Source organism: Achromobacter sp. 1014246743 (assembly GCF_059760725.1).
Genome location: NZ_JCBANA010000004.1, coordinates 92,748 through 113,111, shown reverse-complemented (window position 1 = coordinate 113,111; position 20,364 = coordinate 92,748). Strand labels below are relative to the sequence as shown.

17 protein-coding genes are annotated in these 20,364 nt (G+C 65.6%); 10 read left to right on the top strand and 7 right to left on the bottom strand.

Annotated features, from left to right (window positions below; all coding sequences use genetic code 11):
* Positions 1-7: 7 nt before the first annotated feature.
* Entirely contained in the window at positions 8-1,783 is a 1,776-nt protein-coding gene (locus AC6LJ2_RS03210; protein WP_445658713.1) for an IlvD/Edd family dehydratase, read from the bottom strand.
* Between the two features lie 222 nt (positions 1,784-2,005).
* Between AC6LJ2_RS03210 and AC6LJ2_RS03205 the strand changes: the two genes are divergently transcribed.
* Both AC6LJ2_RS03205 and pdeR read left to right on the top strand, forming a co-directional pair.
* On the top strand, positions 2,006-3,001 hold the full coding sequence (locus AC6LJ2_RS03205; RefSeq protein WP_263911761.1) for a Bug family tripartite tricarboxylate transporter substrate binding protein: 996 nt from the start codon (positions 2,006-2,008) through the stop codon (positions 2,999-3,001).
* 364 nt (positions 3,002-3,365) lie between these two features.
* Complete coding sequence (pdeR, locus tag AC6LJ2_RS03200) at positions 3,366-5,363, top strand: cyclic di-GMP phosphodiesterase (RefSeq protein ID WP_263911762.1); 1,998 nt, start codon at positions 3,366-3,368, stop codon at positions 5,361-5,363.
* 43 nt (positions 5,364-5,406) lie between these two features.
* Here the strand turns inward: pdeR and AC6LJ2_RS03195 are convergent, their stop codons facing one another.
* On the bottom strand, positions 5,407-6,291 hold the full coding sequence (locus AC6LJ2_RS03195; protein WP_263911763.1) for a crotonase/enoyl-CoA hydratase family protein: 885 nt from the start codon (positions 6,289-6,291) through the stop codon (positions 5,407-5,409).
* A 434-nt stretch (positions 6,292-6,725) separates the two neighbouring features.
* Between AC6LJ2_RS03195 and AC6LJ2_RS03190 the strand changes: the two genes are divergently transcribed.
* The 4 genes from AC6LJ2_RS03190 to AC6LJ2_RS03175 all read left to right on the top strand — a co-directional run bounded on the left by AC6LJ2_RS03190 (position 6,726) and on the right by AC6LJ2_RS03175 (position 10,527).
* Positions 6,726-8,825, top strand: coding sequence for a TonB-dependent receptor (locus AC6LJ2_RS03190; protein ID WP_498150747.1), 2,100 nt, complete (start codon positions 6,726-6,728; stop codon positions 8,823-8,825).
* A 114-nt stretch (positions 8,826-8,939) separates the two neighbouring features.
* Positions 8,940-9,101, top strand: coding sequence for a hypothetical protein (locus AC6LJ2_RS03185; protein ID WP_263911765.1), 162 nt, complete (start codon positions 8,940-8,942; stop codon positions 9,099-9,101).
* Positions 9,102-9,107: 6 nt separating this feature from the next.
* The gene (locus AC6LJ2_RS03180; protein ID WP_498150746.1) at positions 9,108-9,830 is read left to right on the top strand and encodes a hypothetical protein; all 723 of its coding nucleotides are present in this window, start codon (positions 9,108-9,110) and stop codon (positions 9,828-9,830) included.
* 97 nt (positions 9,831-9,927) lie between these two features.
* A complete protein-coding gene (locus AC6LJ2_RS03175; protein WP_263911767.1) occupies positions 9,928-10,527 on the top strand; it encodes an RES domain-containing protein in 600 nt (199 codons plus the stop codon).
* A gap of 90 nt (positions 10,528-10,617) precedes the next feature.
* Here the strand turns inward: AC6LJ2_RS03175 and AC6LJ2_RS03170 are convergent, their stop codons facing one another.
* Positions 10,618-11,388 (bottom strand): Bug family tripartite tricarboxylate transporter substrate binding protein, encoded by a 771-nt coding sequence (locus AC6LJ2_RS03170; protein WP_498150745.1) that lies wholly within the window; start codon positions 11,386-11,388, stop codon positions 10,618-10,620.
* 185 nt (positions 11,389-11,573) lie between these two features.
* Here AC6LJ2_RS03170 and AC6LJ2_RS03165 point away from each other — a divergent pair, with 185 nt between their 5' ends.
* The gene (locus AC6LJ2_RS03165; RefSeq protein WP_263911771.1) at positions 11,574-12,431 is read left to right on the top strand and encodes a dienelactone hydrolase family protein; all 858 of its coding nucleotides are present in this window, start codon (positions 11,574-11,576) and stop codon (positions 12,429-12,431) included.
* 11 nt (positions 12,432-12,442) lie between these two features.
* On the opposite strand, the gene AC6LJ2_RS03160 is transcribed toward AC6LJ2_RS03165, so the two are convergent.
* Positions 12,443-12,823 carry a tautomerase family protein gene (locus AC6LJ2_RS03160; protein WP_263911772.1) on the bottom strand — a complete coding sequence of 127 codons (381 nt, stop codon included), beginning with the start codon at positions 12,821-12,823 and terminating at the stop codon, positions 12,443-12,445.
* A gap of 83 nt (positions 12,824-12,906) precedes the next feature.
* Here AC6LJ2_RS03160 and AC6LJ2_RS03155 point away from each other — a divergent pair, with 83 nt between their 5' ends.
* The gene (locus AC6LJ2_RS03155; protein WP_263911773.1) at positions 12,907-13,764 is read left to right on the top strand and encodes a LysR family transcriptional regulator; all 858 of its coding nucleotides are present in this window, start codon (positions 12,907-12,909) and stop codon (positions 13,762-13,764) included.
* A gap of 48 nt (positions 13,765-13,812) precedes the next feature.
* Here the strand turns inward: AC6LJ2_RS03155 and AC6LJ2_RS03150 are convergent, their stop codons facing one another.
* On the bottom strand, positions 13,813-14,247 hold the full coding sequence (locus tag AC6LJ2_RS03150) for a rhodanese-like domain-containing protein (RefSeq protein ID WP_498150744.1): 435 nt from the start codon (positions 14,245-14,247) through the stop codon (positions 13,813-13,815).
* A gap of 125 nt (positions 14,248-14,372) precedes the next feature.
* Here AC6LJ2_RS03150 and ftrA point away from each other — a divergent pair, with 125 nt between their 5' ends.
* Positions 14,373-15,380 (top strand): transcriptional regulator FtrA, encoded by a 1,008-nt coding sequence (gene ftrA / locus AC6LJ2_RS03145; protein WP_263911775.1) that lies wholly within the window; start codon positions 14,373-14,375, stop codon positions 15,378-15,380.
* 28 nt (positions 15,381-15,408) lie between these two features.
* Positions 15,409-16,179 (top strand): APH(3') family aminoglycoside O-phosphotransferase, encoded by a 771-nt coding sequence (locus AC6LJ2_RS03140; protein ID WP_498150763.1) that lies wholly within the window; start codon positions 15,409-15,411, stop codon positions 16,177-16,179.
* A gap of 414 nt (positions 16,180-16,593) precedes the next feature.
* On the opposite strand, the gene AC6LJ2_RS03135 is transcribed toward AC6LJ2_RS03140, so the two are convergent.
* Positions 16,594-19,326 carry an autotransporter family protein gene (locus AC6LJ2_RS03135; RefSeq protein ID WP_498150743.1) on the bottom strand — a complete coding sequence of 911 codons (2,733 nt, stop codon included), beginning with the start codon at positions 19,324-19,326 and terminating at the stop codon, positions 16,594-16,596.
* 138 nt (positions 19,327-19,464) lie between these two features.
* Positions 19,465-20,334 carry a LysR family transcriptional regulator gene (locus AC6LJ2_RS03130; protein WP_263911777.1) on the bottom strand — a complete coding sequence of 290 codons (870 nt, stop codon included), beginning with the start codon at positions 20,332-20,334 and terminating at the stop codon, positions 19,465-19,467.
* Between the last annotated feature and the right edge of the window lie 30 nt (positions 20,335-20,364).

Genomic DNA, 20,364 nt, shown 5'->3' with positions numbered 1-20,364 from the left:
GTGGGGGTTATTTCTTGGGCACCGTATCCCGCGTGACGCCGGCGCGCAGGAAGTCGAAATCGACCCCCTGGTCGGCCTGCGTGACCGTCTGCAGGAACAGCTTGCGGTAGCCGCGGTCGGCGGTGGGGCGTTCGACCGGGCGGGCCGCCATGCGGCGGGCCAGCTCGGCGTCGTCCACCAGCAGCGCGATTTCACGCTGCGCTACCGACAGGCGGATACGGTCGCCATTTTGCACGTAGGCCAGCGGTCCGCCAATCGCCGCCTCGGGCGTGACGTGCAGCACGATGGTGCCCGCCGCCGTGCCGCTCATGCGGCCGTCGGAAATGCGCACCATGTCCTTGACGCCGGCGCGCGCCAGCTTCTTGGGAATCGGCATGTAGCCGGCCTCGGGCATGCCCGGCGCGCCGGTCGGGCCGATGCGCTTGAGCACCAGCACGTCGTCGGCGGTCACGTCCAGCGCCTCGTCGTCGATGCGGCGGGCCATGTCTTCGGCGTCTTCGAACACCACCGCGCGGCCTTCATGTTCCATCAGCTTGGGGTTGGCGGCCGACTGCTTGATGATGGCGCCGCCCGGGGCCAGGTTGCCACGCAGCACGGCCAGGCCGCCCACGGGGTAGATCGGGTCGGCGGCGCTGCGGATCACGTCCTGCGTGAACGGGGCGGGCGCGTCGTCCAGTTCCTCGCCCAGCGTGCGGCCCGATACCGTCAGGGCGTCCAGGTGCAGGAAGGGGCGCAGCTCGCGCAGCAGCGCCGGCATGCCGCCGGCATGGTGGAAGTCTTCCATGTAGTGCTGGCCCGAGGGCTTCAGGTCCACCAGCACCGGGGTCTCGCGGCTGATGCGATCCAGGCCCGCCAGGTCGATGTCGATGCCCAGGCGACCCGCGATGGCCGTCAGGTGCACGATGCCGTTGGTCGAGCCGCCGATGGCCAGCAGCACGCGCAGCGCGTTTTCGATGGACTTGCCGGTCAGGATCTGGTCGGGCGTCAGGCGCGAGGCGGCCATGGCAACGGCCGTGGCGCCGGTGCGCTCGGCCACGCGGACCCGGTCGGCGGTGACGGCGGGGGCGGATGCGCCGCCCGCCACCATCATCCCCAGGGCTTCGGTGATGCAGGCCATGGTGCTGGCCGTGCCCATCACCGAACAGGTGCCCACGCTGGCCACCAGCTGGTTGTTGACGTCGGCGATCTCGGGCGCGTCGATCTCGTCGGCGCGGTAGCGGCCCCAGTAGCGGCGGCAATCGGTGCAGGCGCCCACGCGTTCGCCGCGGTGCGAGCCGGTCAGCATGGACCCGGTCACCAGCTGGATCGCCGGCACGCCGGCGGACGCGGCGCCCATCAGTTGGGCCGGCACGGTCTTGTCGCAGCCGCCGATCAGCACCACGGCATCCATGGGCTGGGCGCGGATCATTTCCTCGGTGTCCATGGACATGAGGTTGCGCAGGTACATGCTGGTGGGCTGCGAGAAGCTCTCGTGCACCGAGATCGTGGGGAAGTCCATCGGCAGGCCGCCGGCCAGCATCACGCCGCGCTTGACCGCTTCGATCAGTTGCGGCGCGTTGCCGTGGCAGGGGTTGTAGCTGCTGCCGGTGTTGACGATGCCGATGATGGGGCGCGACAGCGCGTCGTCGGACAGGCCCGCACCCTTGATGAAGGCCTTGCGCAGGAACAGCGAAAAACCGATGTCGCCGTAGTTGGTCAGCCCGCGCGCCACGCCGCGCGACTGGGCGCCGTCGCTGTCGAAGGGGCCCTTGGCGGGCTTGCCGCCCTGCGTGTCATCCGTCATTTTTGTTCCCGATAATATTATTGATAATCCAGGGGCATGATCATATCCAGCCTTTGAAAGGCGCGGCAAGCGGTTTTGCAGCGATTGTTTATTGATCTAAATAAACGATCAGTCGATAGAAAAATTCTGATTCATCAATCAAGTTTCGGCTCCTACACTGGCGCGGTTGACGAGCCGGGCGTCCGTTCCATTCCAATACTCATCCCGGCAGGAGACCTACCCATGTCCGACCTGCGCCTGCGGCCCCGCCGCGCCTTGCTGCTATCCCTGCTGGCCGTCTGTGCCGGCGCCGCGACCCCGGTGCTGGCTGCCGACGCGTACCCCGACAAGCCGATCCGCCTGATCGTGCCGTACCCGCCCGGGGGCGCCACCGACGTGATCGGCCGCGTGCTGGCGCAGGAGCTGACCGGCGCGCTGGGCCAGTCGGTGATCGTGGAAAACCGCGCGGGCGCGGCCGGCAACATCGGCGCAGACCAGGTGGCCAAGGCGCAGCCCGACGGCTACACGCTGTTGATGGGCGCGCTGACCAGCCATTCCATCAACGCCGCGCTGTACCGCGGCCGGGTGACGTACGACGTGGAAAAGAGCTTCGCGCCGGTATCCATCGTGGGCACGGTGCCGCTGGTGTTCGTGGTCAACCCGACGGTGCAGGCCAACAACCTGCAGCAGTTGATCGCGCTGGCCAAGTCGCGCCCGGGCTACGTCACCATGGCGTCTGCCGGCAACGGCTCGCCGCAGCACCTGGCCGGCGAAATGTTCAAGCGCGCCGCCGGCGTGGACATCCTGCACGTGCCCTACAAGGGCAGCGGCCCGGCCATGACCGACCTGATGGGCGGCCAGGTGCTGAGCATGATCGAAACCGTGCCGGCCTCGCAGGCCAGCATCAAGGCCGGCAAGCTGCGCGCGCTGGCGGTCACGTCGCCGCAGCGCGTCGAGGCCTTGCCTGACGTGCCCACCGCCGCCGAAGCCGGCCTGAAAGACTTCGAAGTCAGTTCCATGTTCGGCATCGTCGCGCCCGCCAATACGCCGGCGCCGGTCATCGACCGCCTGAACGGCGAGTTGAAGAAGATCCTGGCCAAGCCCGAGGTCAAGGCATCGCTGCTGAACCAGGGCGCCATCGCCGAATGGACCAGCCCGGCCGATGCCCGAGCCCGCGTGTCGTCGGAACTGGCGCGCTGGACCAAGGTCATCGACGAAGCCGGCGTCAAGCCGGAATAGGCCGGCGGGTTCACCCACAACATAGGGCGGCACGCGTGCGTGGCCGCCCGGCAGCGGCCCCCGGCATCCGGCGGGCCGCTTTGTTGCGTCCGGCGATCGCCGTTTCCGGGCCACATGCCAAAAATAGTCACAAATTTTCGGCGATATTGTTTGCGTGCATTGCGCTGCAGCACGCAACAGACATGCAGATCGGCTTTCATTGGAGCATTGTCCATAGCGCCAAGGGCGGGCCGGGCAACACACTTGCCTACTGTTGTGAAATATTCCGCAATACAGCATCCCGGCCGGTCCTACAGGTGGTTGACCCCAAACTGACTACACCGTAATGTTCTTTGCAGCCTTCCTGGGACGGCGGGGGACTCCAATGACTGAGACTCAGGACGACAAATCGATCCTGTACCTGCATTTCGGTACGCCTAGCCCGTACTGGAGGCTGGCGGCCGACAGCGACGCGATCGAACTATCCGCCGTCAAAGGCGCCACCAATATCGCCATGGCGCTGCAGCCCGAGCAGGCGCAGGCCATTCGCGACCTGACCGGCATCACCGCAAGCCTGCGCATCGACATCTCGCTCTATGGCGAGCCGGTGCGCCTGCACCTGGTCGGCCGCAAGATCAATCCCAACGAATGGGCCGGCACCGCGTCGGCCCACACCGACACCGATTCGGTCGCACGCGACCTGGTCGAAGGCCTGTCGTTCGCCGAAACCGTGGTGTCCGAAGCCAACTCGGTCATCGTCATCGTCGACCAGCACGGCCGCGTGCAGCGTTTCAACAAGGTCAGCGAGGAATACACCGGCAAGCGCGAACAGGACATCGTCGGGCGCAGCGTGTTCGACATGTTCATGACGCGCGAAGAGGCCGCGGCCTCGCGCCGCAACATCGCCGAGTTCTACAAGCGTGGCCAGTCCTACGAGGTCGAGCGCCTGATCAATACGGTCAAGGGCCCGCGCCTGTTCCTGTTCCGCAACAAGTTCGTCACCAGCGGCAGCGGCGAAAAGCGCGTCTACCTGATCTGCTCGGGTACCGACATCACCGAAGAGCGCCAGGCGCAGGAGCGCCTGCGGGTGCTGGCCAACACCGACATGCTGACCGACCTGCCCAACCGCCACGCCATCACGGCGCGGTTGCAGGCGGCGCTGGCCGAAGGCGAAGGCGCCAGCGGCGGCGTGCTGTTCCTGGACCTGGACAACTTCAAGCGCATCAACGACCACTACGGCCACGGCTTCGGCGACCGCCTGCTCAAGTCCGTGGCGGTGGCCATTTCCAGCTGCCTGTCGCCGGGCCAGACGCTGGCGCGGCTGGGCGGCGACGAATTCATCGTGCTGCAGGAAGGCGCGCAGGCCTGGCAACTGGAAGCCACCGCCGAGCGCATCATCGAACGCCTGCGCGAACCGTTCCGCCAGGAACTGATCGAGGTCTACACCAGCTGCTCGATCGGCATCGCCATGTACCCGCAGCACGGCGAGGACCTGGACAGCGTGGTGCGCAGCGCCGATATCGCCATGTACGTGGCCAAAGAAGCCGGCCGCCACACCTACCGCGTGTTCCAGCCCGAGATGGACCGCCGCAACGCCGACTATGTCTGGCTGGACACCAACCTGCGCAAGGCGCTGGCCGAAGGCCACCTGATGCTGTATTACCAGCCCAAGCTGGCCGGCCGCGGGGGCGACGTCGACAGCGTCGAGGCCCTGCTGCGCTGGCGCTCGCCCGAGCGCGGCATGATCTGCCCCAGCGTCTTCATTCCCTACGCCGAAGAGTCCGGCCTGATCTCGCAATTGGGCGTCTGGGTGATGCGCGAGGCCGCGCGCCAGGCCGCCGCCTGGAAGCGCGACGGCCTGAACCTGCGCGTGGCCGTCAACATGTCGGCGCGGCAACTGGACGACAAGGGCGTGGTCAGCGAATTCATGCGGGCGGTCAGCGATGCCGGGCTGGATCCCTGCCTGCTGGACATCGAACTGACCGAAAGCTGCCTGATCGAAGACGAAGTCGCGGCCATTGAACTGATGAAGCAGTTCCGGCAACTGGGCGCGCGGGTGCACCTGGATGACTTCGGCACCGGCTATTCGTCGCTGTCGCAGCTGGCGCGCATTCCGCTGGACGCGATCAAGCTGGACGCCAGCTTCGTGCGCGGCGTGAACGAGAACCCGGTGTCGCAGGCGCTGGCGCGGGCCATCGTGGCCGTGGCCCGCACGCTCGAATTGAAGGTGATCGCCGAAGGCGTGGAAACGCAGGAAGAAACCGCCTTCCTGGATACGCTGGGCGTGGATGCCAAGCAGGGCTACCTGTACGCCAAGCCGATGCCGGCGGCGGAATTCACCGCCTGGCTGGCGCAGCGGCGCCGGCTGCACCTGATCGCCTGACGCCCTGCGAGGCGGCGGGCCAGCCCGCCGCGGCCTGACCCTTTCAATGCATCGTCGCGTCCAGCGTCGATTCGGCGCCGCCGGACGAACGCCGGTTCTGCGCCATCACCAGCCGTTCCATATAGGCCCGGTCCTTCGGGTCGATCATGAAGGCGGCGTCCACCCAGTCTTCCGTGATGTCCATCAGCTCTGACCGCGTCAGCTGCAGCACGCGCTGGCGCGCCCGCAGCATGGCGCGCATGCCGTTGAGCTTGGGCCGCATCACGTCGATGAAGGTGCGGGTGGCCTTGTAGGCGTCGCCCGGCTCGAACACCACGTCCACCAGGCCGCGGGCCTGGAACCATTCGGCGGTGTGCGATTCGCCCGAGCCGATCAGTTCCTCGGCCAGCTTCATGCCCGAGCGGCGCGCCACCAGCGAATAGCCGCCCATGCCCGGGAACAGGTTGAACGCCATTTCGGGAAAGCCCATGCGGGCGTTGTTCTGCGCCAGCACGAAGTGGTGCGCCAGCGCGGCCTCGAAGCCGCCGCCCAGGGCCGTGCCTTCGATCATCGCCAGCGACACGGCGCCGGTGTCAAAGCCGCGCGTGGCCGCGTGCACGCAGTCCACGCAGGCGCGCGCATAGGCGCGCAGCGCCTCGCGCTTGCCCGTGCGGATGGCTTCGGCGAAGAAGTTCAGGTCGCCGCCCACGTTGTAGATCTGCGGCACCAGCGAACCGGTGACCCAGAAGTCGATGGGCAGGCCCGAATCCTTGGCGGCGCGCGCCAGGGTCATGATTTCGTCGATCAGTTCATGGTTAAAGCACGGGCGCGGCTGGGCGCGCAGCATCATCCACATGACGCGTCGTCCTTCTTCGTAGAACGCGGAGACTTGCTTCAGGGTGCCTGCGGCGGTGAAGGGATGGCAATCCGGATGAATGAGTTGATTCATTTGCTTTCGTCCAATCGATCAGGGTGAGTCGGAGTACTGCGGGGCCAGCCTAAACCAGCTGTCGCCCAGTCCCTCTCATGCAAAGCTCATTCGGCCGGCCAGAGTTCTCCGTAGTGCAAACATCCGAGTGATTGTTGGGAAAACTTTGCATCGACGCGTCCAGGTCATGCGCGTGGAGGACCCGCGCCTCGTCAATGCGGATGAGGACCGTCGCGAATTCGCGAGGATCGGCGCGGCCGCCAGGTGTGGGGGCGCCTCGTGCAAAAGGAGGGCAGGGCACTGCTGCGGGCGACCGCGTGGCGAGGCCGGCGTGGGCCTCGTTGTGACCTCGCAACAAAAATCAGGGAATCCCGCCAAATGCGAATAATCTCATTTACTAATAAGGTTCATTATCGATATCATCGCGGCTCGATAAAATCTACACACTGCTCGCGATGTCCCTATCCTCCGTACCGCGCGCCCTGCCACTGGGCGCCGCGCTGGCTTTGCTGTTTTCCGTCGTTGCCGTTGCCGCCGAACCGGCGCAGCTCGCGCCCATCAGCGTTGAAGGCGCCAATGCCGACGACCCCCGCCTGCCCGAAACCACCACCGCCACCCGCACCCAGACCCCGGCCCGCTACGTGCCGCAGGCCATCGACAGCGTCAAGGTCGAGAACCTGCAGAACTACGGCATCCGCACACTGGGCGAGGCGCTGGCCGGCATTCCCAACGTCACCAACGCCCAGGACACGCGCTTTGACTCGCTGCGCATCCGCGGCTTTGACGCCAGCAACGACTTCTATCTGGACGGCATCCGCGACGACAGCCAGTACGTGCGCGATCTGCACAACATCGAACGGATCGACGTGCTCAAGGGCCCGGCGGCGGTGCTGTACGGCCGCGGCAGCCAGGGCGGCATCGTCAACCGCGTGAGCAAGGCGCCGCAGCCCGGCCGCGAATCCACCTTCGAAGCCCAGGCCGGCAGCTGGGACCTGCGCAGCGTCTACGGCGACCTGAGCGCCGACCCCAGCGACCACGTCAGCGTGCGCCTGAACATCGGCCAGGAAGAGACCAACAGCTTTCGCCACAAGATCGGCGGCACGCGCCAGCTGGTGGCGCCGTCGCTGAACTGGCGCATCACGCCCGACCTGGACTGGCTGGTCCAATACGAATACAGCCGCTACGACCGCACGCCCGACCGCGGCATCCCCAGCGTCAACGGCCGCCCGGTCGACGTGGGCCGCAGCACCGTCTACGGCAACCCCGACCGCGACGACATCGACGACCGTGCGCAATCGTTCCGCTCGCGCCTGTCGTACGCGCTGGCGCCGGGCTGGCAACTGCGCTACACGCTGGCCGTCTTCGCCCTGGACAGCGACTTCGACAACACCTACCTGACGGGCTACAACGCCGCCACCCGCAAGGTCACGCGCACCCGCTGGCAGCAGGACCTGTCCACCCGCAACCTCACCAACAACCTCGAAACCGAAGGTCTCTTCCATACCGGCAGCATCGAGCACCGTGTGCTGTTCGGCGTCGAACTGGCCAACCAGGACCGTTCGCCCAAGCTCTACACCACCGCCACCCGTGGCCCCGGCGCGCAGGCCGTGCCCTCGCTGGACCTGTACAACCCGGACCTGTCGCAGCAGCACAATGGCGCCATGGCGATCAACAGCGACGCGCGCCACAAGGTCAAGAGCCAGGGCTACTACGTGCAGGACCAGATCAAGCTGGACGACGCCTGGCAGGTGCTGCTGGGCCTGCGCATGGATCGCTTCAGCATCGATTCCACCAACCGCCTGCTGGACGCGTCGGCCAGGCGCGACAGCCACGGCCTGAGCCCGCGCGCCGGCGTCGTGTGGACGCCGGTGCGCGACCATTCCTTCTACGCCTCGTACAGCAAGACCTTCTCGCCCACGGGCGGCGGCACCATCGGCATCACGCCGAATGCCCGCGGCAACGCCAACGACCTGGACCCGGAACACACGCGCCAATATGAAGTGGGCGTCAAGAGCGACTGGCTCGATGGTCAACTGAGCACCACGCTGGCCCTGTACCAGCTGGAGCTCTACAACCGCCGCACCACCGACCCGGTGGACCCGACCCTGGTGCTGCTGACCGGCCTGCAACGTTCACGCGGCATCGAGCTGACGGCGGCCGGGCGCCTGACCGGCAACTGGTATCTGCGCGGCGGCATCGGCCTGCAGAATGCCTCCATCGTCGAAGACAACAACGGCCTGGCCGGCAACCGCGTCAGCAACGTGGCGCGGCGCAACGGCAGCGTGTTCCTGACCTACAAGCCGGCCGAAGGCCTGTACGGCGAAACCGGCCTGACCTTCGTCGGCCAGCGCTACGCCGACAACGCCAACTCGGCCGTGCTGCCGGGCTACGCCACCTGGGACGCCCTGGTCGGCTACCGCACCGGCCGCTGGGACTGGCGCCTGGCCATGCGCAACATCACCGACAAGGGCTATTACGCCTCGGCCACCAGCGCCGGCCAGATCCTGGTGGGCGAACCGCGCACGGTGGTGGCGACGGCGCAGTATCGCTTCTGATCGGGGCGGTTCCGGCAAGACGGACGGGCGCTTCGGTGCCCGTTTTTTATGGGACGTTTTCCGGCTTGTTCAGGCTTTGCCGATGAACGAACATGGCACAGTGATGGAGAACGAATGATGCGAAGCAGGGCCAATGACGAGGCGATGGCCGAGATGTACCGCGATGACCCAGCCTTTGCGCTGATGTTGGTCAATAGCATTCTCGAGGATGGCGATGAATGGGAATTGCAGGTGGTGTCGCGCCAGATTCTGCTGGCGATTCGATCGTATTTTTAGGTGATAATGAATATGCTGTTATTTGATAATTCCTATCACCATGAAGGCGCATCCATGAGCGTCGAGCGGGAGTCTCCCGGCGTTTCCTCGTTTGTCGGCACGCCGAAGCAGGCGCAGGCTCGCCTTGGAAAATCGCATGCGGAGCAGGTGCTTGTTGTCGAGATCGAGCGCATCAGCACCAGCAAGATGCAAGCGCTGGCTGAAAACATTGCAGTCGTCGCATCTTCGATGTTCGATGCCCTGCAAGTCCGGCAAGACCGCGTATTGCTGGAACAACTGGCAAACGCCCTGGTTCCGCGCAAGCCGGTATCGCCCCGGCTGCTCAGGGAAGCCGCCATGCTGGTCCAGGCGCGCAAAGCAGTCCTGTCCAGTGGCGATTGGCTCACCGCAGCCCAGATTGCCGAGCTTGCGGGTCTGAGCGCTACCAATCCCAGTGCACAGCCCAACAAGTGGAAGAAGCAAGGGCAGATATTCGCTATTCACCACAATGGCGTTGACTACTTCCCTGGCTTTGGGTTGGCGCGCAATGCCAACTTCCGGCCGGTCAAGGCGCTGGCGAAGGTGATCGACGTCTTTGCGGGGCATAAGGATGGCTGGGGCATGGCCTATTGGTTCATGTCTGTCAGCAGCCTGCTTGGGGGAAAGCGGCCCCGGGATCTGCTGGTCAGCGCCCCGGAAAGGGTGATGGAGGCCGCGCGGGACGAAGTCCTGGGGGCCGTGCATGGGTGAGCGTCGCGTGCCAGCCGCGACTGGCAAGAAGCCGCTATGTCGGGCGGGAGCAGAGCCTGGTGCGCTTCCTTCGCCCGACGCCCTGAATGTCACCACCATGCTATTGGCTTCTGGAACGGTGCTGCATCGAATCCATCTGAATCGATATCGCGCAGATCGGTTCAACCGGGGACGACAAGGCAATGCGCGTTTCAGCCCGATCCGCGATGCCCGGGGAAAGCTCATTCCCACGCTTTATGGCGGTTCAAGTATGGATTGCGTCATGATGGAGACGGTATTTCGTGACGTTCCACATACCGCGGGTTTAAAGACAGTTGATCGGGCGGCACAGGCCGATCTGACGCACTCTCGCGTTGGAATCACGCGGGATCTGGAAGTCGTCAACCTTGCCAATGTGCCGCTACGCAAACTGGGTGTCAGTCGCAGGCAATTGATTGACACGGGAAGAGACCATTACCCGGCCACGCGAAACTGGGCTGAAGCATTGCATCAAATCTGCCCGCAAGCGCAGGGACTTTGCTGGATTTCGCGACAGGACGACACAGGCCGCGCCGTGATGCTGTTCGGTGACCGGATTCCTTTTGGGGTGTTACGGGCACAGGGCGACTCGCGCAGCCTCGTGGATGATCCCGACGCCCGTGACGCAGTGCTTGACCTGGCCGAGCGGCTTGGGGTGGCGATCGTTGCGAGAGACTAGTCAGCTCGGGTCCGAGTTGCCCACGTTCAGAACCCCTGTATGCCGCGCCTGCGAGGCGGCCCAGACTGCGAAAGCCTGGGCCGCTCAGGCTTACTGCGGCTCGATCTTCGCGTCGATCGCGCGCTGGGTCCAGATCTGGCGTTGCGATTGGGCAAACGCCTGGTGTTCGGCCAGCGTGTTGGGCGCGACCTGCATGCCCAGGGTCTCGAATTTCGCCACGCTGTCGGGTTCCTGCAGGATCTGCGTGATTTCCCGGTTCAGGCGTTCGACCACGGGGGCGGGGGTGCCTTTCGGGGCCGCCACGCCAACCCACACCACCAGGTCGAAGTTCCTGTAGCCCAGCTCGGCCAGCGTCGGCACCGCAGGGAAGTCCTTGGACCGCGCCTGACCCGTGAAGGCAATGCCGCGCAGCTTGCCGCTGTGCATGAACGACGTCACGACCGACAGGTCGGCGAACAGGTAGTCGACGTGGCCGCCGAGCAGGTCGGTGACGGCGGGCGGCTGGCTCTTGTAGGGCACGGCGTTGGCGGCGGCGCCTGCCACGCTGTTGAAGGTGGCGCCGGCGATCTGGCTGGTGGGCGAGCCGTAGGCGTAGTTCAGCGGCTTGTCGCGGGTGGCCTGCACCAGCTTGGACACCGAGTCGTAGGGCGAATCTTCGCGCACCACCAGCATCATCGGGATGGTGGCGATGCGGATGACGTGGATGAAATCGCCCGTCGGGTCATAGGGCAGCTTGCGAAACAGGGCCGGCGTGGCCGAGTGGGTCGAGCTGCTGGTCAGGATCAGCGTGTAGCCGTCGGCGGCGGCGCGGGCGGCGGTCGACGAGCCGATGGTGCCCGAGGCGCCGGCGTTGCCAGCCATCCTAGGCCCGGTCGTTGATCACGACAAACAAGTAATTTTCATGGAATAAGTCTGAAGTGGAATGAATCGGCGGGGCGGGTTCGCAATAGTGGCGAGCCGGCCGCGGCGGGAGTAGTCTTGCCGCTACCCGGGCGCCGAGCCTGTTCATGACGAGGGTCTACATGGGTGCGCTGACAAGAATCGCGATGATCGCAAGCGTTGCGTTGCTGACGGCCTGCGCTGCGCCGCCGCCCCGGCAGGCGGCCAACGAAAGCATCGAGAAAGTCCCCGTCAAGGTCGCGCTGGAAAACGGCGGCACGGCTTCGGGCGATCTGGTGGTGACCGTGTTCACGCCCGCCGGTACAGGCAAGCATCCGCTGATCGTCATCAACCATGGCCGGGCGGGCGACCCCGCCGGCCGAGCCAGGCTGGGCCGGGCGCGCTACTCGGCGGCCTCGCAGTTCTTCGCGGACGCGGGCTTCGTGGTGGCCGTGCCGGTGCGCCTGGGCTACGGCGCCACCGGCGGCCCCGACCTGGAAAGCAGCGGCCCCTGCAACGACCGGCGCTTCACCCCCATGTTCGACCGGGCCGCCAGCCAGATCAGCCAGGTCGTGCAAGCGATGGCGCAACGCGTGGACGTGGACGCCTCGCGCATCGTCGTGCTGGGCCAGTCGGTGGGCGGAGGTTCCACCGTGGCGCTGGCGGCGCAGAACCCGCCCGGCGTGAAGGCCGCCATCAACTTCGCGGGCGGAGCCGGCGGCGATCCAGTGCGCGCACCCGGCAAGTCCTGCGGGCCGGATCGGTTGCAGGCCACCTATGCCGCCTATGGCCAGGCGACCCGCCTGCCGATGCTATGGATCTACACCGAAAACGACCTGTACTGGGGCCCCGACTGGCCCAAACAGTGGGTCGCCGCCTACAACCAGGCGGGCGGCCACGCCACGTTTGTGCCGATGGGGCCGGACGGCGAGAACGGGCATAGTCTCTTTACCCATTCGCCGCAGAAGTGGAAGCCGATCGTGGCGCAGTTCTTGCGCGAGCAGGGGTTCGCGATGGGGCAATAGCGGGCGGGCGCTCAGGCATACTGCGCGAGGCCATTGCCCATCGACCAGTTCTCTTTCGCCACCTCTACGAGGTTCACGAACACATCCTCGGGCCTCATGCCCGGGCTTTCGGCGAGCAGTTCCGCCGTCCGCGCAAACAGCGCCTTCTTCTGTTCCAGGCTGCGGGTGTTGTTGGCCGTGATCTGGATGAACACAAGGTCATCGCTGCGCGCCACCCCCAGGTAAGACTTGCCGTAGCGAAAGTCCGCCGCCTCATGCTGGGTAAGGGTCATGAACTGGTCGTCTTCGGGAACGTTGAAGGTGTCGCGCAGCGCACGGTAGACGCTGTCGAAGATGGCTTGTCGGTAGGCTTCGGTCTTGCCGGTGCGCAGGGAGATATGAACGAGGGGCATGTTTCGGTCTCTGTCAGTTGAGTCGCTCCATACTAATCATTCTGATACGCTATGCGTGTTTATTTCAATGATAACTATCTGAAATGACTGCGCATTCTCTTGATCTGGACGCCGTAAAAGCCTTCGTCCGCATTGTCGAGTTGGGAAGCTTCACGCGCGCCGCAGAAGCGATGCAGACGACGCAGGCCGGCATCAGCCTGAAGCTCAAGCGGCTGGAAGACAGGCTGAATGCCCGGCTGATCGAGCGTACGCCCCGGTACGTCGAGCTGTCCGCAAGCGGGGCAATGTTCCTCGAGCACGCACGCGAACTGCTGGCGGCCCATGATCGTGCCCTGGCGGCATTTTCCGGTGCCCGCCAGCGCATAACCCTTGGCATCAGCGATCACGTCGCAGGCCCGGAACTGCCTGCCTTGATCGCGCGCATGAATGCGCAGGACCCCGAACTGTTGGTCGAAATCCGCATCGGCTCGTCCGGTGATCTGCTGCAAAGTTTCGACCGGCGCGAACTCGACACGGTCATCGTCCGCCTGGATGCCGGCCGCCGCGATGGCACCCTGATCGCCGAAGAAAAGCTCGGCTGGTTCGCGGCCCCGGGCTGGCAATACCGGGCCGACGAACCCCTGCCGCTTGCCACCCTGGCAGAGCCCTGCGGGGTGCGCGCGTTGGCGGCAAGCCTGCTGGATGCCGCGCAGGTCCCCTGGCGAGAAGTCTTTGTCGGGGGCGGCGTGGCGGCCGTCGCAGCGGCGGTCATGGCGGGACTGGGCGTGGCGGCGCTGGCGCCCAGAATGCTGCCCTTTGGCGCGGTGGATATCGGCGCCAGACTCGGGCTTCCCGACTTGCCGCATCTGCCCGTCCTGCTACATACCCGCAGCAAGGATGCCCGCACGCAGGACGCACTGGCTGCGCTATCGGCGGCGTTTCGCAGCGCGGTGCGCGGGTAGGCGACTGCCCGTTCCCGCTCGCCGGGATCGTCCGTCCGCGCCCGATCCTCAACCCGGCTGAGAGGCTTCTCTGCGAGGCGTGGCATCGCCCGTCAGGTCGAAGCCTTCATCGAGCCACCCGGTGATCCCGCCTATCATCACCTTCACCGGCCGCCCCAGCTGGGCAAACCGTATCGCGCCCCGCGTCGCGCCATTGCAGTGCGGCCCGGCGCAGTAGGTCACAAACAGCGTATCCGCCGGGTAGTCCACGAGTTTGGACTCGACGATCTTGCCGTGCGGCAGATTCAGCGCGCCCGGCACGTGGCCCTGCGCATACAGCGCCGGGCTGCGCACATCCAGCAGCACGAAGCCGGGCACGCCGCTGGCCAACGCGCTGGCCACATCGGAACAATCGGTCTCGAACTGCATGGTCGCACGAAAATGGGCAAGCGCGGCATCGCTGCGGGCGGCGGGAATGGCGGTGACGGCATTGGAGGTCGACATGGGTGAACTCTGCGTGAATGGTTCGATGAACAAGTGCCTGGAAACCCGATCCAGTGACGTCATTCTGGCCGTTGGCCGCCATTCGCAGTAGTGGCGTAAATGCCATTATTCGGTAACATCACGCCATGGCTACTCATCTTGTCGTCGCGCTGGCTTATGACCGGCTCTGTACCTTCGAATTCGGCTGCGTGACGGAACTGTTCGCGCTGGAGCGTCCGGAACTCGGCGTCGACTGGTATCGCTTCGCCGTGTGCGCGGGCGAACCCGGTCCGCTGCGCGCCGCGGGCGGCATCACGGTCGCCGCGCCTTACACGCTGAAGATGCTGGATCGCGCCGACACGATCGTGGTGCCCGGCTGGCGCGACGCCGACGAATTACCGCCCGAGGCCTTGCTCAAGCGCATCCGCCTGGCCTACCAGCGCGGGGCGCGGCTGTGCTCGATCTGCTCCGGCGTGTTCGTGCTGGCCGCGGCCGGCGTGCTCGACGGCAAGACGGTCACCACCCACTGGCGCTACGCTGAAGCGCTGCAGCGGCGCTATCCGCAAGTGCGGGTCCAGCCGGACGCGCTCTATATAGACGAAGGCCAGGTCATCACGTCGGCGGGGTCCGCCGCGGGGCTGGACATGCTGCTGCACCTGGTACGGCGCGATTACGGCGGCGCCGTGGCCAACCGGGTCGCGCAGCGGTTGGTGGTGGCCCCGCACCGGGAAGGCGGCCAGGCGCAGTTCGTGCCGCGCCCCATGCCCCTGGACGACAGCGGGCGCCTGACCAGGCTGATGGACTGGATGCGCCAGCATCCCGCCTTGCCGCACACGCTGCGCTCGCTGGCGGAACGCGCCGCGATGAGCCCGCGCACCCTGCAACGGCAATTCCACGATGCCACCGGCATGGCGCCGTATGAATGGCTGGTGCGTGAACGCGTGGCGGCGGCGCGAGACATGCTGGAAGCGCAGACGGCCTTGTCGATTGGACGGATTGCGGAGCTGGCGGGTTTTGGGTCGGAGGAATCGATGCGCAGGCACTTCAGGCGTATCGTGCTGACGAGTCCCGCGGCATATCGGGATAAGTTTGGCCGAGGGGCGCCACCGCTGAAAGACGAGGGTGGCGACGATAGACGGCTGCGCCCAACGTAATTCCGCTGGAAAACAACACGTGGACAACATGCATATCCCGGAAGTATGGCAACAAAGACTGGCTGGCGCGGTCATCGAACGACAAGTCATTGGAGAATCCGGAGCGGAAGTCTTTCGCATCCATGGCGATGACGGGCAAGCGCTATTCCTGAAGTCCGAACCTGCGGGCCTGTTGAGTGAGCTTCCTGGCGAAGTCGAACGCCTTCAATGGCTGCAGCGGCTGGACCTGCCTGGGCCGGCGGTGGTCGGCTTTACGACGGATGACAACCGCCACTGGCTGCTCATGACTGCCGTTCCTGGGCGCGATCTGGCCAGCGCGGATGACCTGCCTTCCGCTCAAGTCGTGGCTGTTCTGGCGCAGGCACTGCGTCGTCTCCACCAGGTGCCGATCGCAATGTGCCCATTCCACCACCCCCTGGAGGAACGTATCGCTGTCGCCAGAGATCGTGTGCGCCTGGGACTCGTCGACGAAGCGGATTTTGACGATGAACGCCAAGGGCAGAGCGCTTCGGATGTGCTGGCGGAGCTGTTGTCGACGCGTCCGCTGGCCTGTGATCCTGTCGTGACCCATGGCGACGCCTGCCTGCCCAATTTCATGGCAGCCGGAAGCGATTTCACGGGCTTCATCGATTGCGGCCGCTTAGGCGTCAGTGACAGATACCAGGACCTTGCACTGACCGCACGAAGCATCGCGCGCAATCTCGGGCAAGCATGGGTGGCACCATTCTTTCGTGAATACGGCGTGGAACCCGACCACGAACGCATGGCGTTCTATTGTTTGCTGGATGAGTTTTTCTGATTGCCGTTGCGTCGGGGTTCGATCATCGGATCACGTCGCAACAACCGCGGCGCAAGCCGAACTATCTCGGCACTCCTGTCTTTGCCGCACCTGATATGCAGGGAGATCAAATCCAATTGATCCGTCGGCTCTGAATAGGTGTCCAAGGCCACTACGGTAGCGTCGTCAATCTCGAACACATAGACGTCGCCGCGACCCACTCGAGCACGGTCTTCAAAATACCCGGAGATTATGGGTAGTAAAGCGATATCGGGAAAAGTTCGGGCGTAGGGCGGCGCCGCCGGCAAACGCGGGGGGCGGCGACAGACGATCGCGCGCCGCATGGATTCCAAGGGAGGGTCGCCTGGCGACCGTGTGATCGGGTGGCAGATCCAGCGCCTTGATCCCAAGGCGCTGTGTGCCAATCGTGCGGATCTAGAACGTCATTCTGAAACCTGCGGTCGCGGTAACGATGTAGCTGCCCGAGAAATCCGCGTCGGCATCGACCTGGCCGTAGATCGCATAGCGATCGCCCCAACCGTAATTTGCCCCCGCTCCCACGCTGCCCCAGGTCCGCGCCATGCGGCTGGCTGCGGGCACGTCGGCCACGCGCACACGCGTTCCGTTCAGGAATTCGTGTTTCACATTGACGACGCCGTAGATGCTGGATTCCCGATTGACGCCACCCGTTTGCCAATTGCGCTTGTAGTCCAGGGCGATACCCATGCGGGCCAGCAGGCTGTCGCCCTTCTCGCTCTCGACGCGCGCGCCGAATTTATCGTTGAAGCTGTCAAAACGGGTCGATACATAAGACAGCTGTGCCTGCGGGATCAGGGCAAACCGTTCGCCCAACCCGAACGCCTTGCCCGCCTCGATACCCAGCCCGTAGCTGTTGGCCTGGCGGCCGCTCTTCAGCTTGCCGGCCAGCCGGGAATTCAGGTCGCTGTCGAACCAGGTGGCCTGGGCCTGCGTGTCGACATAGAAGCCGTTCTTGCCGTACCAGGTCAGCGTCGGCGTCAGGCCATAGGCAGTGGTGTCGATCGTGCCGTTGCCATACGCCGACGACACGTGCGTGTCGGCCTTGCCGTAGTGAAAGGCGATGCCACCCACCAGGCGGGACCCTTCTTCCTGGCCGGCCAGGATGCGGTCGACACCAAATTGCGCCTTCCAGCTATCGATGTCCTGGCGGGTGCCCGTGGTGGACGTGGACGGGTCGAGCCGGCTCGTCGTGCCCTCCACGCGGCTCCACACGCCGTTGCGGCCGACGTCCGCCGAGTCATAGAGACGATTGCCGACGCGTTGGCGCAGGGTGGGCAGCCGGCTCAGGTGCAGCAGCGTGTTGGCGTAGGCCTCATAGACCGGCACGCCGGGCTGGAACAGCAAGGGGCGGCCCACGCCAGGCGACGCGCCACTGGGTTGGGAGGGCAGGGGAACGGTCGGCGGCGTGCCGGAATCAGGCAGGGACGACCGCAGATACCAGTCGCCGTCGGCCGGATCCTGTTGCAGGATATAGCCATAGGCGCCGGCCACCACGGCCGGGCGGCCCTGGATGACGTAGTCGCCATTGGCCAGGTTGAACTGGCCCGTCGAGAGACCGTTGACCTGCACCACCTGGATGCCTTGTTGGGTCTGCGCGCCCGTGCCTCCCATGTTCTTCACGATGACCGGTGTCGCGCCCGCGGTATCACCCGTGATCACGAGCTTGTCGGTCGGCGAGTCATCGCCGCCAAGCTGGGTGCGGATCTCGAGGTTGCCGCCTTGCGCCGTATAGTTGCCGGCGATGGTCAGGGTGCCGAAGCCGCTGCGCGGCCCCGGTGCGATGGTGCCCTGGTTGACGGTTGCGCCAACGCGCCCCGTCCCGGTCAGCCGTGCTCCCGACAATACGTTCACCGGCCCGCCCAGGACGCCATCGACCTGCAATGTTCCGGCCCGGACATCGGTGGTGCCCGTGAAGGCGGCGCTGTTGCCCGACAGGGTCAGCCTGCCGGCGCCCAGCTTGTTGAGGTTGGAGGTGCCCGAGAACGCGGTCATCACGCCCACCTCGTAGCCGTTGGTGTCGAACGAGGCGCCCTCGTTTCCGATTGCCTGCGTCAGGAAGCCATTCAGGAAATTGGCCTTGTCACGCCGAGCACGCAGGACGCCGCCATCGAGGGTGAAGGTGGCGTTGCCGGCGCCCTTGATGACCGAGCCGGTCTCCAGCACGCCGCGGCCGCTCGCGTCGCCAGTGAGGTTCAACGTGCCGGTAGCGGTGCTGTCGACAGTCACCCACGTGTCGCTGGCGGCGACCGCCAGGCCGCCCTTGAAGACGTTCAAGGTTCCCGTTCCTGCCGAGCCGACTTCGATGCGATCGCTGGCGGTAAGCGTCGAGACATCGGCGGTCGTGCTCGATACGGTCACGGTGCCAACGCCGCTCGTCTGGTTGCCGATGTAGATCGTTGCGGCGGCGCCCGGCGCGGATGATCCGACGGTGCGCACGGTGGCGCCCTCCAGGACTTGCAGGTCGCCCTGGCCCTCGAAGCCTACGTAGATATTGTTGAACGCCTGCCAGACCGATGCGGACCCCGACACCGTCACGTTGCCCTGGCTACCGGGGCCGCTGCCGATCAGCGCCTGGCCGCTGCGCACGGCGCCGCCATCGTCGATACGCAGCGTGCCTGTCCCAAACGAGCCGATCTGGAAGGAGTTCAGCGTGGCGAGATTCCAGGTCGACCCCAAGCCGGACACGAGCACGTTGCCGTTGCTGCCATTGTCCTCGCCGATCGAGGCCGAGTCGCTTTGCGCGAAGCCCCCGCCCAGGAGCCTGAGCCTGCCGGTGCTGCCGCTCTGGACCCCGATGATCACGGGCCCGGCACTGATCCAGGTGGAGGGCGTGCCACTGCCGCTGCGTCCCGACACTGTCAGGGTGCCCGTGCTGCCGGGACTGTTGCCGATACTTGCCGCGCTATTGTCAACGGCGCCTCCTGCGTCCAGGGTCAACGTCCCGTCCACGACATCCCCGACGGTCAGATCGCCGCCGACGCTCCAATTCGGCGACAGCACCGGCCCAGGCACGACATCGCCCGTACTGGAAACCGACTGGGCTTGGGCAGGATGGGCGACATAGGCCGCATAGACCACAAAGATGGCCGACGATAACCATCCCGCGCTCGCTTTCTGGTTAGCAATCATGAACACCCCTCCTGAAATTAATGTGATTTTGTTGGGAAAGATTACATTGTGTCGGAGTGTGTCGTCAGAAATAAAAAGTCAAGGATGGTCAATTTGCCTGGGGTGTGGCTGCGGAGTCACACCGAGGGGGGCGTCCGCTCAAGCCGCGAACGCCGACGTGATCGCATCCACGACCACACGCACTCTGGCCGTGCGTGCCAAATCCTGGTGCAGCACCAGCCACGCCTCGTAGGGCTTGGCGCGCCGGCGCTCGGGCCATAGCCGCACCAGCGCGGGATCGCGCCGTGCCAGGTACTCGGGTAACTCGCCCAGGGCCAGGCCGGCGCGCACGAAGGTGCTGAGCATCAGGCTCGAATCCAATTCCGCAACCACGCGGCCCTTTGCCCTCGATTCACCCGCCAGCGTGTCGTCCTGCCGGCCGGTCACGCCCTCTTGGTAAAGCGCAATGTCGTGGCCCGCCAGGCCATCGCCGGGCTGCGGTTGTCCGTACTTGGCCAGGTAACCGCGGGTGGCGTACAGCCCGACATCCCAGCAGCCGAGTTGGCGCACGATCAAGTCCGGTTGCTGCGGCCGCAGGGTGCGTACGGCAATGTCGGCTTCCCGTCGAGCCAGGTCGAGCAGCCGTGTCGTGGTGCTCAGGATCACCCGCACCTCGGGATGGCTGGCACGCAGGCGTTCGATGGCTGGAACCACGAAGTCCACCGCCAGCGCGTCGGTGGTGGTCACGCGCACCTGCCCGGCCACGCGCGCATCGGCACCTTCGCCACGACGCTCGAAGGAAACGGCCATGCGTTCCATATCCTCAGCCATGCGCAGCACTTGCTGGCCGGTGTCGGTCAGCACCAGGCCGGCGGTGGTGCGCAGGAACAGCCGGCTGCCCAACGTCCGTTCCAATCCGGTCAGGCGCCGGCTGACGGTGGTCTGGTCGATGGCCAGTTGATCCGCCGCACCGCGCAAGGTGCCGGCGCGCAGAATGGCCAGGAATATCCGTACGTCGTCCCAGTTCATCGTCGTCCCCGCATGCGTGTCCTGCAAATT

Coding starts and splice junctions, on each gene's coding strand:
- AC6LJ2_RS03210 (WP_445658713.1), bottom strand. CDS start 1,783: ATGACGGATGACACGCAGGGCGGCAAGCCCGCCAAGGGCCCCTTCGAC.
- AC6LJ2_RS03205 (WP_263911761.1), top strand. CDS start 2,006: ATGTCCGACCTGCGCCTGCGGCCCCGCCGCGCCTTGCTGCTATCCCTG.
- pdeR (WP_263911762.1), top strand. CDS start 3,366: ATGACTGAGACTCAGGACGACAAATCGATCCTGTACCTGCATTTCGGT.
- AC6LJ2_RS03195 (WP_263911763.1), bottom strand. CDS start 6,291: ATGAATCAACTCATTCATCCGGATTGCCATCCCTTCACCGCCGCAGGC.
- AC6LJ2_RS03190 (WP_498150747.1), top strand. CDS start 6,726: ATGTCCCTATCCTCCGTACCGCGCGCCCTGCCACTGGGCGCCGCGCTG.
- AC6LJ2_RS03185 (WP_263911765.1), top strand. CDS start 8,940: ATGATGCGAAGCAGGGCCAATGACGAGGCGATGGCCGAGATGTACCGC.
- AC6LJ2_RS03180 (WP_498150746.1), top strand. CDS start 9,108: ATGAATATGCTGTTATTTGATAATTCCTATCACCATGAAGGCGCATCC.
- AC6LJ2_RS03175 (WP_263911767.1), top strand. CDS start 9,928: ATGCTATTGGCTTCTGGAACGGTGCTGCATCGAATCCATCTGAATCGA.
- AC6LJ2_RS03170 (WP_498150745.1), bottom strand. CDS start 11,388: ATGGCTGGCAACGCCGGCGCCTCGGGCACCATCGGCTCGTCGACCGCC.
- AC6LJ2_RS03165 (WP_263911771.1), top strand. CDS start 11,574: ATGATCGCAAGCGTTGCGTTGCTGACGGCCTGCGCTGCGCCGCCGCCC.
- AC6LJ2_RS03160 (WP_263911772.1), bottom strand. CDS start 12,823: ATGCCCCTCGTTCATATCTCCCTGCGCACCGGCAAGACCGAAGCCTAC.
- AC6LJ2_RS03155 (WP_263911773.1), top strand. CDS start 12,907: ATGACTGCGCATTCTCTTGATCTGGACGCCGTAAAAGCCTTCGTCCGC.
- AC6LJ2_RS03150 (WP_498150744.1), bottom strand. CDS start 14,247: ATGTCGACCTCCAATGCCGTCACCGCCATTCCCGCCGCCCGCAGCGAT.
- ftrA (WP_263911775.1), top strand. CDS start 14,373: ATGGCTACTCATCTTGTCGTCGCGCTGGCTTATGACCGGCTCTGTACC.
- AC6LJ2_RS03140 (WP_498150763.1), top strand. CDS start 15,409: ATGCATATCCCGGAAGTATGGCAACAAAGACTGGCTGGCGCGGTCATC.
- AC6LJ2_RS03135 (WP_498150743.1), bottom strand. CDS start 19,326: ATGATTGCTAACCAGAAAGCGAGCGCGGGATGGTTATCGTCGGCCATC.
- AC6LJ2_RS03130 (WP_263911777.1), bottom strand. CDS start 20,334: ATGAACTGGGACGACGTACGGATATTCCTGGCCATTCTGCGCGCCGGC.